Source organism: Streptomyces sp. NPDC107517 (assembly GCF_055582645.1).
In genome coordinates, this window is record NZ_JBVJPM010000001.1 from 855,257 (window position 1) to 870,237 (window position 14,981).

The 14,981-nt window shown below is 70.1% G+C and carries 11 protein-coding genes; 9 read left to right on the top strand and 2 right to left on the bottom strand.

Annotated features, from left to right (window positions below; genetic code table 11):
• Positions 1–59 precede the first annotated feature (59 nt).
• Entirely contained in the window at positions 60–1,046 is a 987-nt protein-coding gene (locus ACZ67T_RS03600; protein WP_469981389.1) for a hydroxyacid dehydrogenase, read from the bottom strand.
• Positions 1,047–1,356: 310 nt separating this feature from the next.
• Between ACZ67T_RS03600 and ACZ67T_RS03605 the strand changes: the two genes are divergently transcribed.
• The 8 genes from ACZ67T_RS03605 to ACZ67T_RS03640 all read left to right on the top strand — a co-directional run bounded on the left by ACZ67T_RS03605 (position 1,357) and on the right by ACZ67T_RS03640 (position 12,259).
• Positions 1,357–2,313, top strand: a complete 957-nt coding sequence (locus tag ACZ67T_RS03605; protein WP_469981311.1) for an ABC transporter permease — start codon at positions 1,357–1,359, stop codon at positions 2,311–2,313.
• Between the two features lie 91 nt (positions 2,314–2,404).
• Positions 2,405–3,265, top strand: a complete 861-nt coding sequence (locus ACZ67T_RS03610) for a carbohydrate ABC transporter permease (RefSeq protein ID WP_227300673.1) — start codon at positions 2,405–2,407, stop codon at positions 3,263–3,265.
• 99 nt (positions 3,266–3,364) lie between these two features.
• Positions 3,365–5,038 carry a type 2 periplasmic-binding domain-containing protein gene (locus tag ACZ67T_RS03615; protein WP_469981312.1) on the top strand — a complete coding sequence of 558 codons (1,674 nt, stop codon included), beginning with the start codon at positions 3,365–3,367 and terminating at the stop codon, positions 5,036–5,038.
• On the top strand, positions 5,035–6,477 hold the full coding sequence (locus ACZ67T_RS03620) for a M1 family metallopeptidase (RefSeq protein ID WP_469981313.1): 1,443 nt from the start codon (positions 5,035–5,037) through the stop codon (positions 6,475–6,477). The genes ACZ67T_RS03615 and ACZ67T_RS03620 overlap by 4 nt, the downstream gene beginning before the upstream one ends.
• Positions 6,478–6,485: 8 nt before the next feature.
• Positions 6,486–8,711: a right-handed parallel beta-helix repeat-containing protein gene (locus tag ACZ67T_RS03625; RefSeq protein WP_469981314.1), complete on the top strand. Its 2,226-nt coding sequence runs from the start codon at positions 6,486–6,488 to the stop codon at positions 8,709–8,711.
• 216 nt (positions 8,712–8,927) lie between these two features.
• Entirely contained in the window at positions 8,928–9,956 is a 1,029-nt protein-coding gene (gene tdh, locus ACZ67T_RS03630) for an L-threonine 3-dehydrogenase (protein WP_469981315.1), read from the top strand.
• 59 nt (positions 9,957–10,015) lie between these two features.
• A complete protein-coding gene (locus tag ACZ67T_RS03635) occupies positions 10,016–11,230 on the top strand; it encodes a glycine C-acetyltransferase (protein ID WP_469981316.1) in 1,215 nt (404 codons plus the stop codon).
• Between the two features lie 129 nt (positions 11,231–11,359).
• Positions 11,360–12,259, top strand: coding sequence for a LysR family transcriptional regulator (locus ACZ67T_RS03640; protein WP_469981317.1), 900 nt, complete (start codon positions 11,360–11,362; stop codon positions 12,257–12,259).
• Here the strand turns inward: ACZ67T_RS03640 and ACZ67T_RS03645 are convergent.
• Positions 12,219–13,292: a LacI family DNA-binding transcriptional regulator gene (locus ACZ67T_RS03645; protein WP_469981390.1), complete on the bottom strand. Its 1,074-nt coding sequence runs from the start codon at positions 13,290–13,292 to the stop codon at positions 12,219–12,221. The two genes, ACZ67T_RS03640 and ACZ67T_RS03645, sit on opposite strands and share 41 nt — an antisense overlap.
• Positions 13,293–13,507: 215 nt before the next feature.
• Between ACZ67T_RS03645 and ACZ67T_RS03650 the strand changes: the two genes are divergently transcribed.
• Positions 13,508–14,710 carry an RNA-guided endonuclease InsQ/TnpB family protein gene (locus ACZ67T_RS03650; protein WP_469981318.1) on the top strand — a complete coding sequence of 401 codons (1,203 nt, stop codon included), beginning with the start codon at positions 13,508–13,510 and terminating at the stop codon, positions 14,708–14,710.
• Positions 14,711–14,981 lie beyond the last annotated feature (271 nt).

Sequence of the window (14,981 nt, forward strand, 5' to 3'; positions counted from 1 at the left end):
CGCGACCCGTCCCGCGCCCCTTCCGTGCGCAGAGCCTATGGCGTCCGACGGGCGCCCGTTCACGCGATCCGCTCCAGTTCCTCCAGGAGTACGGGGTGGTTGAGCGGCACCCCGCGCGCGTAGCGGGCGAGTTCGTCGACCGCGAGGGCGCCGAGCCGTCCCACCTCGTTGCCCTGCGCCCCCGCCAGGTGCGGGGTGATGAAGACGTTGGGCAGGTCCCACAGGGGGTGATCGGCGGGCAGCGGCTCGGGGTCCGTGACGTCGAGCACGGCGTCGATCCGGCCGCTGACCAGGTGCGCGGTCAGGGCCTCGGTGTCGACGAGCGGGCCGCGCGCCGTGTTGATGAGCAGGGCGCCGGGGCGCATCAGCGCGATGCGCCGCTCGTCGAGCAGGTGGTGCGTGAGAGGGGTGGACGGCGCGTGCAGGGTCACGACGTCGCTGGTGGCGACGAGAGTGTCGAGGTCGGTGCGGGTGGCTCCGAGCAGCTCCGCCTCGGCGGCGCTCACGAACGGGTCGTGGAGCAGGACGTCCGCGTCGATCGAACGCAGCAGCTGGATGACCCGACGGCCGGTGCGTGAGGCGCCGACCACGCCGACGGTGATGCCGTGGGTGCCGAGCCAGTGGTGGCGGTCGAGGTCGGCCGCGGTGCGGTGGGAGCGGCGGGAGCGGAAGAGGTGGGCGAGCGGGAAGGCCCGCTTGGCGCCCATGATGACCGCCGCGAGGGTGAACTCCGCGACGGGTACGGCGTTGGCGGCCGCGGCGGACGACACCGCGATGCCGCGCCCGTACGCCTCAGGGGTCAGGAACGTCTTGACCGTGCCCGCCGAGTGGATCACCGCGCCCAGCCGCGGTGCCCGGTCGAGCACGTCCGTGCCGATGGGCGGGCAGCCCCAGCCGGTCAGCAGGACCTCGCACTCGGCGAGCGCGGCCACGGCCGCCGGGCTCGCGAACTCGCTCACCACCTGCGGCGGCCGGATGTCCGCGGACTCCTCGAGCCGGAGCCGTACGGCGGGCGGGAAGACGTCGTCGAGCAGCCCCGCGTCCATGGCCAGGACGGTACGGGGTCTGCGTGGGGGCCGTGTGGAGCCGGCGGAGTCGGCCTGGACCGGCGACTCGTCAGTGGTACGCACCCTGCCTCCGGATAGTAAACGTGTTCTATGAAGTCACCGCACGCTAAGGATCGCGGGGGGTGAGCGTCAAGCACGCCGACCCTGCCTCTGGCCCGCCTTAGTGCGAGATGGAGCCAAATGCCCATTCTCAACAGGCAGTTCCAAAGGTGCTCGCCGCGGGTGTTGTCCAGGCTGATTGCCCCGACCTATTGACGCGAGGGGTAACCGATTACTAACTTGCCGCCCCATGGCTGATACAACGCCCGCCCCGCCACGGGCAGTTCACCGCCTCTCGCTGGGGCAGCGGCTCAAGCGGGACAAGGTCATGCTGCTGCTGACCCTGCCGGGCCTGCTCTATTTCTGCGTCTTCCACTACGTGCCGCTCCTCGGCTACGTCGTGGCGTTCCAGGACTACCAGCCGTACCTGGGCTACATGCACAGCGCCTGGTCGGGCGTCTCGAACTTCACGTCCGCGTTCGCCGATCCCGCGTTCTGGTCGGCGACCGGCAACACGCTGAAGATCGCGCTCGTCCAGCTGGTGTTCTTCTTCCCTGTCCCCATCGCCCTCGCGCTGCTGCTCAACAGCATCGTCAGCGACAAGGTCCGCCGGTTCGTGCAGAGCGTCGTCTATCTGCCGCACTTCATCGGCTGGGTCATCATCGTCTCGATCTTCCAGCAGATCCTCGGCGGCGCCGGCGTCCTGCCCGACCTGCTCGGCCACCTCGGCCTGCCGCGCTACGACATGACGACCGACCCGGCCGCCTTCCCCTGGCTCCTCACTCTCCAGGTGGCCTGGAAGGACGCGGGCTGGGGCACGATCATCATGCTCGCCGCCCTGCTCAACATCGACCGGGGCCTGTACGAGGCCTCGGCGATCGACGGGGCGGGGCGCGCCCGGCGCCTGTGGCACGTCACGCTGCCCGGCATCTCCCCGGTGATCATCCTGCTCCTGATCCTCAACCTGGGGCAGATCCTCTCCGTCGGCTTCGAGCAGATCCTGCTCCAGCGCGACGCGGTCGGCCCCGCCGCCGGTGAAGTCCTCGACACCTACGTGTACTTCCACGGGATCAAGAACAACGACTGGGGCACGTCGGCGGCCGTGGGACTGGTCAAGGCGGTCATCGGCACCGTCCTCGTCCTCGGCGCGAACAAGTTCGCCCACCGGCTCGGCCACGAAGGGGTGTACCGCGGTGCTGACCGCTGAGACGCAGACGGCCGCCGCCGGCAGCCGCACACGCAAGCCGGCCGCTCCGGCCGAAACCGGCATCAGGGTGTCCGACGGGCGCCCGCCCTGGATGGAGAAGCCCACCCGGACCGGCCTGTTCCTCAAGGGACTTGTGCTGGTCCTGGTGGTCGCGGCCGTCGCCTACCCGCTGCTCGGCGTGATCGGCACCAGCTTCGCCTCGCAGTCCGACATCATCCGCAGCCCCGGCCTGGTCCTGTGGCCCGACCACCCGACGCTGGAGGCGTACCGCACGGTCTTCAGCGGCGGCGTCGTCACGCACGCGCTGCTCATCTCCGTCGGCGTGACCCTCGTGGGCACCGCGACCAGCGTCCTCGTCACCATCGGGATGGCGTACGGCCTCTCGCGCCGCGAGGTCACCGGTTCCCGCTTCATCCTCATGACGGCCCTGTTCACGATGCTCTTCGACCCGGGCATCATCCCCAAGTTCCTCACGATCAAGGAACTCGGCCTGTACAACACCCTGGCCTCGCTCGTGCTGCCCACGATGGTCAGCGCCTTCAACCTGGTCGTCCTGCGCTCCTTCTTCATGAACCTGCCCGAGGAGCTGTACGACGCCGCGAAGGTGGACGGCGCGGGCGACCTGCGCACCCTGGTGCGCATCGTGCTCCCGCTGTCGAAGGCCGTCATCGCCGTGATCAGCCTGTTCTACGCGGTGACGTACTGGAACGCCTTCTTCAACGCGATGCTCTACCTGAGCGACAACGACAAGTGGCCGCTCTCCATGGTGCTTCGCACCTTCGTCCTCCAGGGCCAGTCCCTCGAAGGGGCCTCGGCCGGTGAGGCCCTCGCGCCCCAGCAGGCCGTGCAGATGGCCGTGCTGGTGATCGCCGTCGTGCCGATCCTGTGCGTCTACCCCTTCCTCCAGCGCTACTTCACCAAGGGCGTGCTCACCGGCGCCATCAAGGGCTGACGCCGCTCAACCGGCGCCGCACAGCTCCCTTTCACACCCGCGCATGTCCCCTCTCACACCCCCCGCGCCCATGTCCCCTCCGTCACCGAGGAGTTCCCCGTGTCGCGCTCCACCCCCATCAATCGCAGAACCTTGCTGAGGACGTCCCTCGGCCTGGGCCTCGGACTCGCCGCGGCCCCTGTGCTGACCGCCTGCGGTGACGGCGGCGCCGCCGAGAAGTCCGCCGCGAAGAGCCGCAAGGTGCTGCCGTCCACCGTCACCGCCAACAGTGTCAAGGCCGACCTCCCCGGCACGGCCGCCGGTGTGCCCAGCGGCTTCTTCAGCTACCCGAAGACCCCGGCCCGCTCCGTCGAGGGCACCCCGCTCAAGGGCGCCAAGACCGTCAAGGCGTTCGCCGAGACCTATGCGCCGCCCGCCCCGGCCCGCGGCAGCAACCCCGCCTGGCAGGCGATCGAGAAGCGGCTCGGCGGCAGGGTCGACATCACGGCCGTGGCCGCCGACGACTATCCGGCGAAGTTCTCGACGATGGTCGCGGGCGGTGACCTCGCCGATGTCTTCATGTATCCGGAGACCGGCGGCGTCGACCACAAGGCGGCCTTCCTCGCCGCCGAGTGCGCCGACCTCACACCGTTCCTGTCCGGCGACAAGGTCAAGGCCTACCCGAACCTCGCGGCGATCCCGGCGAGCGCGTGGCAGCAGGCCCTCTACGGAGACAAGCTCTACGGCGTCCCGATCACCCGCTACGGCACCTCCGGCGCCGGCTTCTACCGGCACGACCTGTTCAAGGAGGTCGGGGTCGACAGTCTCGACCAGATCACCGGCCTGGACCGCTTCTTCGAGGTCTGCAAGGAGCTGACGCAGCCGAAGAAGAAGCAGTACGCGCTCATCGCGGGCGCCACCAGCATGCTCGCCATGTCCGCGGGCGCGCCCTACTTCTGGGCGATGGACAAGAAGACCGGCAAGTTCACCGCGGACCTCGAGACCGACGAGTTCCGCTCGGCCGTGGAGATGGCGGCCAAGCTCTACAAGGCGGGCTGCTACTACCCCGGCACCCTCGCCATGACCGGCGCCCAGAAGGCCCAGTACACGGACCTCTTCAAGAACGGCAGGGGCGCGTACGTCTATGACGGCATGCCCGCCTATCTGGCGCCCGCCAGCGGTTACGTCGACGCCATGGCCGCCATCGACAAGAGCTTCGACGTCCGGCCCTTCGTTCCGGTCGGCAAGAACGCCGTGACGTGGACGGACAACGCGACCCTCAGCGAGTCCTTCGTGAAGAAGGCCCCCAAGGAGCGCGTCGAGCAGATCCTGCGCCTCCTCGACTTCATCGCGGCGCCGTTCGGCACCGAGGAGTACACCCTCCTCAACTTCGGCGTCGAGGGCACCGACTTCAAGCGCGACGCCCAGGGCAACCCGGTCCTCACGGACCGGGGCAGCCAGGACATCGGCGTCCCCTGGGGCAAGCTCGCGTCCGGCATCCCGGCGCTCTTCTCCACGACCTCCGAGGAAGCCGTCGGCTACGCCCACGAGGCGTACAAGAAGCTCATTCCGATGCAGGTCAGGGCCGACTACCTGGACTACACGTCGCCGACCTGGGACTCGAAGGGGTACGGCAGCCTCTACACGCTCAAGCTCGACGGACTCAAGGACATCATCTCCGGACGCAAGTCCATGAAGGACTACGACGCCCTGGTCAAGGACTACCTCGCCAAGGGCGCCGAGCAGTGCCGCTCCGAATTCGAGGACGCCGCCCAGAAGGGAGCCGGCAAGTGACCCGCACCGTACGCGCCGCCATCGCCACCGCCGCGGCCGCCGCGACCCTCGCCCTGGCCGCGCCCGCGCAGGCGCACCCGTTCGACCCGAAGCCCGGCGCGGCCGGCGTCGGGGACCCGCTCTTCCCCACGCTCGGCAACGGCGGCTACGACGTCCGGCACTACGACCTGTCGTTCGACTTCACGCCGGTGACGTACGACTTCACCGGCACCATGAAGATCAGCGCGAAGGCCACCCAGGACCTCTCCTCCTTCAACCTCGACATCGACTCGCTCGCCGTCGACGCGGTGAAGGTCAACGGCAAGGACGCGGCCTTCGCCGTATCCCTGGGCAAGAGCGGCCAGGAGCTGACCGTCACACCGTCCGGCGGTCTGCACGACAACCGGCCCTTCGAGGTCGCCGTCACCTATCACGGCAACGGCAGGACCAAGCCCATCGGCGTCCCCGGCTGGCGCTACATGAGCGACGGAGGGTTCGCCTCCGCGGCGCAGTCGTCCCGCGCCGACACGTTCGCCCCCGTCAACGACACCACGATGGACAAGGCGAGCTGGACGTTCCACCTCACCGCCCCCGACGGCTGGACGCCCGGCGCCAACGGCACCGCGACCGGCACCCGCCCGGCGGGGGAGGGGAAGACCACCTCCGACTTCCGGCTCGACGCGCCCATGGCCTCCGAACTCCTCGGCATCTCCGTGGAGAAGCAGACACTCCTGACCGGTGAGGGTCCGCACGGAGTGAAGCTGCGCCACTACGTTCCCGACGACCAGGTGGCCACGTACCGGCCGATCGTCGAGCAGACCGGCGGCCAGATCGCGTGGCTGGAGAAGACCCTCGGCGTGCGCTTCCCGTTCGACACCTACGGGATGCAGATCGTCCGCGACGGCTACAGCGACGCGTTGGAGAACCAAACCCTGTCACTGTTCGGGCCGGGCTGGTTCAAGGACGCGTCCACGTCGACGACGTACACGAACGTCATGGTCCACGAGATGACCCACCAGTGGTTCGGCGACTCGGTCACGCCCACCACCTGGCAGAGCGCCTGGCTGAACGAGGGGCCCGCCGTGTACTACGCGGCCCTGTGGGCCGACCAGCACGGCACCGCCTCCATGGAGGACAAGATGAGGACGGCGTACGGGAAGCTCGACGCCGTCCGCAAGAGCGACGGGCCGCCCGGACTGCCCACCGAACTCGGCGGGTTCAACATCTACGACGGGGCCGCCGTCGTCCTGTACGCCCTCAACCAGCAGGTCGGTCAGGACGACTACGACGCGATCATGAAGTCCTGGCTCACGAAGCACCGGCACGCCAACGCCGACTCCCAGGACTTCATCGACAACGCGGTACAGGTCACACACGACCCCTCGCTGCGGCCCTTCCTGGAGGACTGGCTGTTCAGCAAGGACAACCCGCCCATGCCCGGCCACCCCGACTGGAGCTGACGCCGACCATGAACGGCACCCGCATCGCCGTCGCCCTCGCCGCCGCGGCCGCCCTCCTGTCCACCGCCCCCGCCGCACACGCAGACCCCTCGGCCCGCGTCCTGTACGCAGCCCCCGACGGTTCCGGCACCGCCTGTACGCACGGCCGCCCCTGTTCCCTCGACGGCGCACGCGACGCCGCCCGCACCGTCGAAGGCCGCGACGTACGCGTCGAACTCGCCGACGGCACCTACGCGTTGAGCAGACCACTGGAACTCGGCGCGGCCGACTCCGGTCGTGACGGGCGCACCGTCACCTGGACCGCCGAGCAAGGTGCCCACCCCGTCCTCTCCGGCGGCAGGGCACTGACGGGCTGGGACCGCAACACCGACGGCACCTGGACCACACACGTCCCCGAAGGCATCACGCCCCGCCAGCTCTTCGTCGACGGGGTACGGGCCGTGCGCGCACGCGGCGAATCGTGCGCCGCCTCCGTGTGCGACGCCACCAAGACCGGCATGACCGGCGCGAAGGCCACCGGCATCGCCTCCTGGGCCCGCCCCACGGACGCCGAGGCCGTCATCAGCGTCCGCTGGCGCAACTACCACTGCCGCATCGACTCCGTCACCGGCGACGTCCTGACCTTCGCCCAGCCCTGCTGGACCAACTCCGCCTCCGGCACCAACCGCACGGGCCCCGCCTGGGACACCACCGCGGTCGACTCGTCGCGCTACGCGGAGGTCAAGTACTTCGAGAACGCGCCCGAACTCCTCGATCAGCCGGGTGAGTTCGTCTGGAACTCGGACGCCCGCACCCTCACGTACCTGCCGCGCAAGGGCGAGGACATGCGCCGCGCCAGGGCCGTCACCCCCGTCACCGAGCGGCTGCTCGTCCTCGACGGCGCCCACGACGTGCGCGTCGAAGGCATCGCCCTCCAGTACGCGGCCTGGCACCAGCCCTCCACCGACGAGGGTTACGCCGGCATGCAGGCGGGACTCGTCCTCACCGGCGCCACCGGCCCCGTCGACCACGCGGGCCGCTACTACACCAAGCCCTCCGCCGCCCTCACCGTGCGCGGCGGCCGGCATGTGGCCGTCGACCAGGTCGAGTTCAGCCGGCTCGGCGGCGCCGGAGTGGTGTTCGAGGCCGGTACGCAGGACTCGGAGCTCACCCGCTCCCGCTTCACCGACCTGTCCTCCGGAGCGGCCTACATAGGGGACACGGAACCCATGCCGGCCGCCGAACTCGCGGGTGCGCGCAACACGGTGGCGTACAACACCATCCGCCACACGGGTGTGGAGTTCACCGACGCCGTCGGCATCTGGGCCGGCTACGAGGCCGCCACCGTCATCGATCACAACACCCTCGACGACCTGCCCTACTCGGGCATCTCCGTCGGCTGGGGCTGGAACCAGCCCGAGGCGCAGAAGTCCGTCCTGCGTGACAACCGGATCACGGACAACCGGATCACGAACGTCATGCGCGTCGAGCACGCGCAGCACGACGGCGGCGCCATCTACACCCAGGGCGCCCAGCCCGGCACCGTCATCTCCGGCAACTACATCAACCGCAGCGCCTTCGGGAACACCGAGCGCGACGGCAACGGCATCTACCTCGACGAACAGTCCAGCCACATCCGCGTCGAGGGCAACGTCCTCACCCGCCTCGGCTACAAGTGGGTCTCCAACTGGGCCGACTACGGCATCGACAACCACGCCACCGGCAACTGGACCGACACCGACGCACCCGCACTCGCCGGCACCGGCTCGGCCATGACCGACAACCACACCAAGCTCGACCGGCTCCCCGCCGACGCGCTGAAGGTGGCCGCCGCCGCGGGCGCCCAGGGCCACGGCCGCGTCGAACAGCTGCGCCCCGACCTCGCCCGTACGGGTACCGCCTCGCAGTCCTCCACGGACGGCACCGCCACCGCGGCCGCCGCGACCGACGGCGACACCTCCACCGACACCCGCACCCTGTCCGAGCCGGGCGCCTGGTGGCAGGTCGACCTGGGCTCCGTGCAGGACGTCGGGCAGGTCGAGGTCTGGAACAACACGTCGATGACCACGACCGGCTTCGACGTCCAGCTGGCCCGCACCGCGGACTTCGCCGACGCCACCACCCTCCACGTGCCGGGCAAGGCCCTGCGGCCCACCGTCCTGGACACCGGCAAGGGCACCGAGGCCCGCTACGTACGGATCAAGCTCACGGGAACGGGACGCGTGGCACTCGCCCACGTGCTGGTCCACCCGTAGCCCCACCGGCGGAGGCCTGAAGGAAACCTGCGGCGGCGCTTAAGAAATCCTCGATGGACCAAGAGCGCCGCCGTACGGCAGATTTGCTCCCGTCGGCAGCAGGGCGCGCCGCAGCCGCACCAAGGCGCCCGTCCGTGCTGTCATTTCACTCTTCCCCTCGCACGGTGGCCGGTCCCGGCATGCCGGGACGCGGGGTGCGACGACGGGAGCGGTGCGTTGAAGGCGCTGGTCAAGGAGAAGTCCGAGCCGGGTCTGTGGCTGACGGACGTGCCCGAGCCGGGCATCGGCCACGGAGATGTGCTGATCAAGGTCCTCAGGACCGGGATCTGCGGCACCGACCTCCACATCCGCAACTGGGACGGCTGGGCGCAGCAGGCGATCAGCGCGCCCCTGATCGTCGGCCACGAGTTCGTCGGCGAGGTCGTCGAGACCGGCCGTGACGTCGTCGACATCACCGTCGGCGACCGCGTCAGCGGCGAGGGCCACCTCGTGTGCGGCAAGTGCCGCAACTGTCTCGCCGGGCGGCGCCACCTGTGCCGCTCCACCGTCGGGCTCGGCGTCGGACGCGACGGCGCGTTCGCCGAGTACGTCGCCCTGCCCGCTTCCAACGTGTGGGTCCACCGCGTGCCCGTCGACCTCGACGTGGCCGCGATCTTCGACCCGTTCGGCAACGCCGTGCACACCGCTCTGTCGTTCCCGCTGGTCGGCGAGGACGTCCTGATCACCGGCGCCGGGCCCATCGGCCTGATGGCCGCCGCGGTCGCCCGGCACGCCGGCGCCCGCAACGTCGTCGTCACCGACGTCAGCGAGGAGCGGCTCGACCTGGCCCGCAAGATCGGCGTCAGCCTCGCCCTGAACGTCGCCGAGTCGAGCATCGCCGATGGCCAGCGCGACCTCGGCCTGCGCGAGGGCTTCGACGTCGGCCTGGAGATGTCGGGCAACCCCGTCGCCATGCGCGACATGCTCGCCAACATGACCCACGGCGGAAAGATCGCCATGCTCGGCCTGCCCGCCGAGGAGTTCGCCGTCGACTGGTCCCGGATCGTCACCTCGATGATCACGATCAAGGGCATCTACGGCCGCGAGATGTTCGAGACCTGGTACGCGATGTCGGTCCTCCTGGAGGGCGGCCTCGACCTCGCCCCCGTGATCACGGGCCGCTACAGCCACCGCGACTTCGAGGCGGCCTTCGACGACGCGGCCAGCGGCCGCGGCGGCAAGGTCATCCTCGACTGGGAAGCCTGACTCTCCGGGCCCGGCCCGCCCCGACCTCCTGACCGACCTCTTCTTCAAAGGAAGTCACCATGTTCGACTCCGTACGCGACGATCTGCAGGCCACCCTCGACGAGATCGCCGCCGCGGGCCTGCACAAGCCCGAGCGCGTCATCGGTACCCCGCAGTCCGCGACGGTCGCCGTCACCGCGGGCGGCCGCCCCGGTGAGGTCCTCAACTTCTGCGCGAACAACTACCTCGGCCTCGCCGACCACCCCGAGGTCATCGCCGCCGGCCACGAGGCGCTCGACCGCTGGGGCTACGGCATGGCCTCCGTCCGCTTCATCTGCGGCACCCAGGAGGTCCACAAGGAGCTCGAGGCGCGCCTGTCCGCGTTCCTCGGCCAGGAGGACACGATCCTCTACTCCTCCTGCTTCGACGCCAACGGCGGCGTCTTCGAGACGCTCCTCGGCGAGGAGGACGCCGTCATCTCCGACGCCCTGAACCACGCCTCGATCATCGACGGCATCCGCCTGTCCAAGGCCCGCCGCTTCCGCTACGCCAACCGCGATCTCGCGGACCTGGAGCGGCAGTTGAAGGAGGCGCAGTCCGCGCGCCGCCGCCTCGTCGTCACCGACGGCGTGTTCTCCATGGACGGCTACGTGGCGCCGCTGAGCGAGATCTGCGACCTGGCCGACCGCTACGACGCGATGGTCATGGTCGACGACTCGCACGCCGTCGGCTTCGTCGGCCCCGGCGGCCGCGGCACCCCCGAGCTGCACGGCGTCATGGACCGCGTCGACATCATCACCGGCACCCTCGGCAAGGCGCTCGGCGGCGCCTCCGGCGGCTATGTCGCGGCCCGCGCCGAGATCGTCGCGCTGCTGCGCCAGCGCTCGCGCCCGTACCTCTTCTCCAACAGCCTCGCCCCGGTGATCGCGGCCGCCTCCCTCAAGGTGCTCGACCTCCTGGAGTCGGCGGGCGAGCTGCGCGAGCGGCTCGCCGCGAACACGGCGCTCTTCCGCACCCGCATGGGCCAGGAAGGCTTCGACATCCTGCCCGGCGACCACGCCATCGCGCCCGTCATGATCGGCGACGCGTCCGTCGCCGGCCGTATGGCGGAGCTGCTCCTGGAGCGTGGCGTGTACGTGATCGGCTTCTCGTACCCCGTCGTCCCCCAGGGCAAGGCCCGGATCCGCGTCCAGCTCTCCGCGGCGCACTCCACCGAGGACGTGAACCGGGCCGTGGACGCCTTCGTCGCGGCGCGCGCGGAGCTCGACGCCGAGTCCGCCGGCGTCGCGAGCTGACCTGGGGCCGGTCCTGCGGATCAGGCCGGGGCGCGGGGTAGTGACCTTCACGGCCACCCGGCTCCGGCCTGATTCGCCGGACATGCCCCCGGTTCGGACATCGGCGGCACATTTGGGAGAATCGGTCGCATGATCGAAGCGCGGCGGCTGCACATCCTCCGTGCGGTGGCCGACCACCGCACCGTGACGGCGGCTGCCGCCGCGCTATACCTGACCCCGTCCGCGGTCTCCCAGCAGCTGACCGCCCTGGAGCAGGAGACCGGCCACCGGCTCGTCGAGCGAGGAGCGAGAGGCGTCCGGCTCACCCCGGCGGGCGAGATCCTGCTCACGCACACGAACGCGGTCCTCGCCCAGCTGGAGCGGGCGGAGGCCGAGCTCGCCGCGTACAGCTCGGGGGAGGCCGGCACGGTCACCGTCGCCGCGTTCGCCACCGGGATCGGCCTGGTCGTCGCCCCGGCCCTCACCCGCCTCGCGCGGACGGCGCCCGGCATCCGGATCCGCGTCCAGGACGCCGAGGGCGACGCGAGCCTGCCGATGGTCCTCGACCGGCAGGTCGACGTGGCGGTCGCCGTCGAGTACCGGGGCGCGCCGGGCGCGGACGACGCCCGCCTCACGCGCGTACCGCTGTACGCGGAGCCGTTCGACGCGGTGCTGCCCGCCGGCCACCGGCTCGCGGCGTCCGACCGGGTGCCGCTCGCCGAGCTGGCCAAGGACACCTGGATCGGGCCTTTCCCCGGGAACCCGTGCCACGACGTGGTGGTCCTGGCCTGCGAGCACGCCGGTTTCCAGCCGCGCGTCGAACACTCCTCGGACGACTTCCGCGCCGTCGTCGCCCTCGCCTCGGCGGGTGCGGGCGTCGCCCTGGTGCCGCGCTCGGCACTGCGCGGAATGGACCTGTCCGACGCGGTCGTCCGCCCGGTCGACGGGGTGGCGCCGACCCGCAGGGTCTTCGCGGCGGTGCGCTGCGGAGCGGAGGAGCACCCGCTGATCAGGCCGGTACTGGAGGCGCTGGGGGAAGCGGCGGAGTAGCCGGGCCATCGGCCTTCGGGTCGTCCCGGCGCCCCGCGCTCGCGCGTATCCGCACCTCGCCCACGATCCGCTCCACCCGCGAGCGCGGCCCCCTGGGTTCGCGCAGTGCGAGGTCGAGGGCGGCGCGGCCCATGCCCGTCAAGGGGAGGGCCACCGTCGTGAGGGGCGGGGTCAGCTCGCGGACCAGCGGGATGTCGTCGAAGCCTGCCAGCGAGATGTCCTGAGGGACGCGCAGTCCGTGGTCGCGGAACGCGGCGAGCGCCCCCACGGCCATCACGTCCGTGACGGCGAAGACGCACGTGGGCCGCGGGCCCCGGCGCAGCAGCTCGCTCGCCGCCGCGTAACCGCCGTCGCGCGTGAAGGCGCCCTCGATCACGCACTCGTCCGCAAGGCGCACCCCCGCTTCGGCGAGCCCCTCCCGGAATCCGGACAGCCGGTCCGCGACGGTCGTCAGCCGCGCGGGCCCGGCGAGCACCCCGAACTCCCGGTGCCCGAGGCCGAGCAGCGCGCGGGCGAGGGCCGCCGCCCCCGCCCGGTTCTCCGGCAGCACTGTGTCGACGCGCAGACTGCGGTGCCGGCTCACGACCGCGACCCGGCCCCCGCCGCGCAGATAGGGAGCGATCTCGGACTCCAGCGAACGCTCCCACGCAGGATCCTGGAAGCCCGAGCCGATGAGCAGGATCGCGCGTGCCCGCTGCGCCCGCAGCATGGAGATGTACGCGATCTCGCGCTCGGGCGCGCGGAACGTGCTGGACAGCATCACCAGGAGACCGCGCTCGGCGGCCCGCGCCATGATGCCGCTGGCGATCGCGGCGAAGTAGGGGTCGCCCACGTCGTGGCAGATGACGCCCACGGTGTTGTTGGAGGCGCTGGCGAGGGCCTGCGCGTGGGCGTTCGGGATGTAGCCGAGTTCATCGGCCGCGGCGCGGACCCGGCGTAACAGGTCGTCGCGGACGCGGGTGGTTCCGTTCAGGGCGCGGGACGCCGTCGCGGGGGAGACCCCCGCGGTGCGGGCCACCGCGTCGAGGGTCACGTGCGGTTGTTGCGGGTGCCCGTGCGGTTCGCTCACCGGATTCCTCCGAGGATGCGCCGGCCTTTGGGTCGCGGAGGTATCGGACTCCTGGAGAGCAGGGCAGAGAAAGCCGGATTGCCGGCAGGGCGATCCGGCGTCCACCGCGCGTGATGATGAGGAACCCCGGCGAGATCAGTTGTTCTCAACTGTCAGTCCTCCCAGATAGGTTGTGCTTCATGACGACCGGAGCGTCGACGGCAGGTGGCGGGCACGCCCGTTACACTTTCCGGCTGCGCCTGTCGTCCACGGCGGTCCGCGCGCTGGAAGCGGAGTGGGCGCGCTGTCGCTGGGTGTGGAACGAGTCGGTGGCCAAGTCGAAGGCCGTGCATCTGCACAACAAGGCCACCGGCGAGAAGACAACGTGTGGCCCGGCGCAGCTCGACAAGATGCTGACTGCGGCCCGCACCGCGAACGCGTGGCTGCGTGAGGGCTCCAGCGTTGTGCAGCAGCAGTTGATACGGGACTTCGCGAAGTCCCGCGCGAAGGCACTGAAAGACATCAAGGACCGGCTGCCGATACGGCAGCGGGCCGGTATGCCGAAGTACAAGAAGAAGCATCAGGTCGACCCGAGCCTGAACTACACCCAGCGCGGTTTCCGGGTGAAAGACGGCCGTCTGCATCTCGCCGGCGGCATCGCGGCGACGGTCGTGCGGTCGCGTGAGTTGCCCAAGCCGCCGTCCAGCGTGCGCGTCTACCGCGACAGCCTCGGCCACTGGTACACCTCGTTCGTTGTCGCCACCAGCACCCAGGCGCTTGTCGAAACCGGCTGCGTGATCGGCATCGACTGGGGTGTGAAGGAGACCGCGACCACCACATCCGACGACTACGACCTCCCCCATCCAGAGCATGGCCACAAGGCCGCGCAGCGCCTGGCCCGCTACCAGCGGATGATGGCCCGCAGGAAGCCGAAGAAGGGCCAGCCCGGTTCGAACGGCTACAGGGGCGCCAAGAAGCAGGCGGCGAAGCTGCACAAGAAGGTGGCCCGGCAGCGTCAGGACACCGCCCGCAAGTGGGCCAAGCGTGTGGTCCGCGACCACGACGCCTTGGCGGTAGAGGACTTCCGCCCGAAGTTCCTGGCGAAGTCGACGATGGCTCGCAAGGCCGCTGACGCTGCGATCGGCGCGACCAAGAGCGCCCTGGTCGAGATGGCCCGTAAACACGGCCGCACCGTGCACCTCGTCAACCCCGCGTACACCACCATGGACTGTGCGCACTGCGATGCGAGAGCCAAGCATCGCCTGCCTCTCTCCGAGAGAACGTATACGTGCACCGCGTGCGGAACTGTGTCCCCCAGGGACAAGAACTCCGCCCGCGTGATGCTCGTCCGGGCTGGTCTCAACCCGGCTAGTGCTGATCTTGTAAGCCCTGCCACCTGCTAGGTGCCAGGCAAAGTGAGCTGGGAATCCCCCTGCTTCAGCGGGGGAGGACGTCAATCTGCCCCCTCGGATTCCGGTCGCGGCACCGGTCGCAGGAAACTTCGGAACGGCCTATTGACCCTGTGCTCCACGAGTCATTAGCGTGGCTGACATCTTACCAGAAAGCGCTTTCTGAAAGCGATTTCTCCCCTTCGTTGCCGTTCTACCTGTTGTTCCGTTACCTCGCGAAGTCTGATACCTCAGCTCTCCTCAACTGCCTCCCGATTCGTAGGAG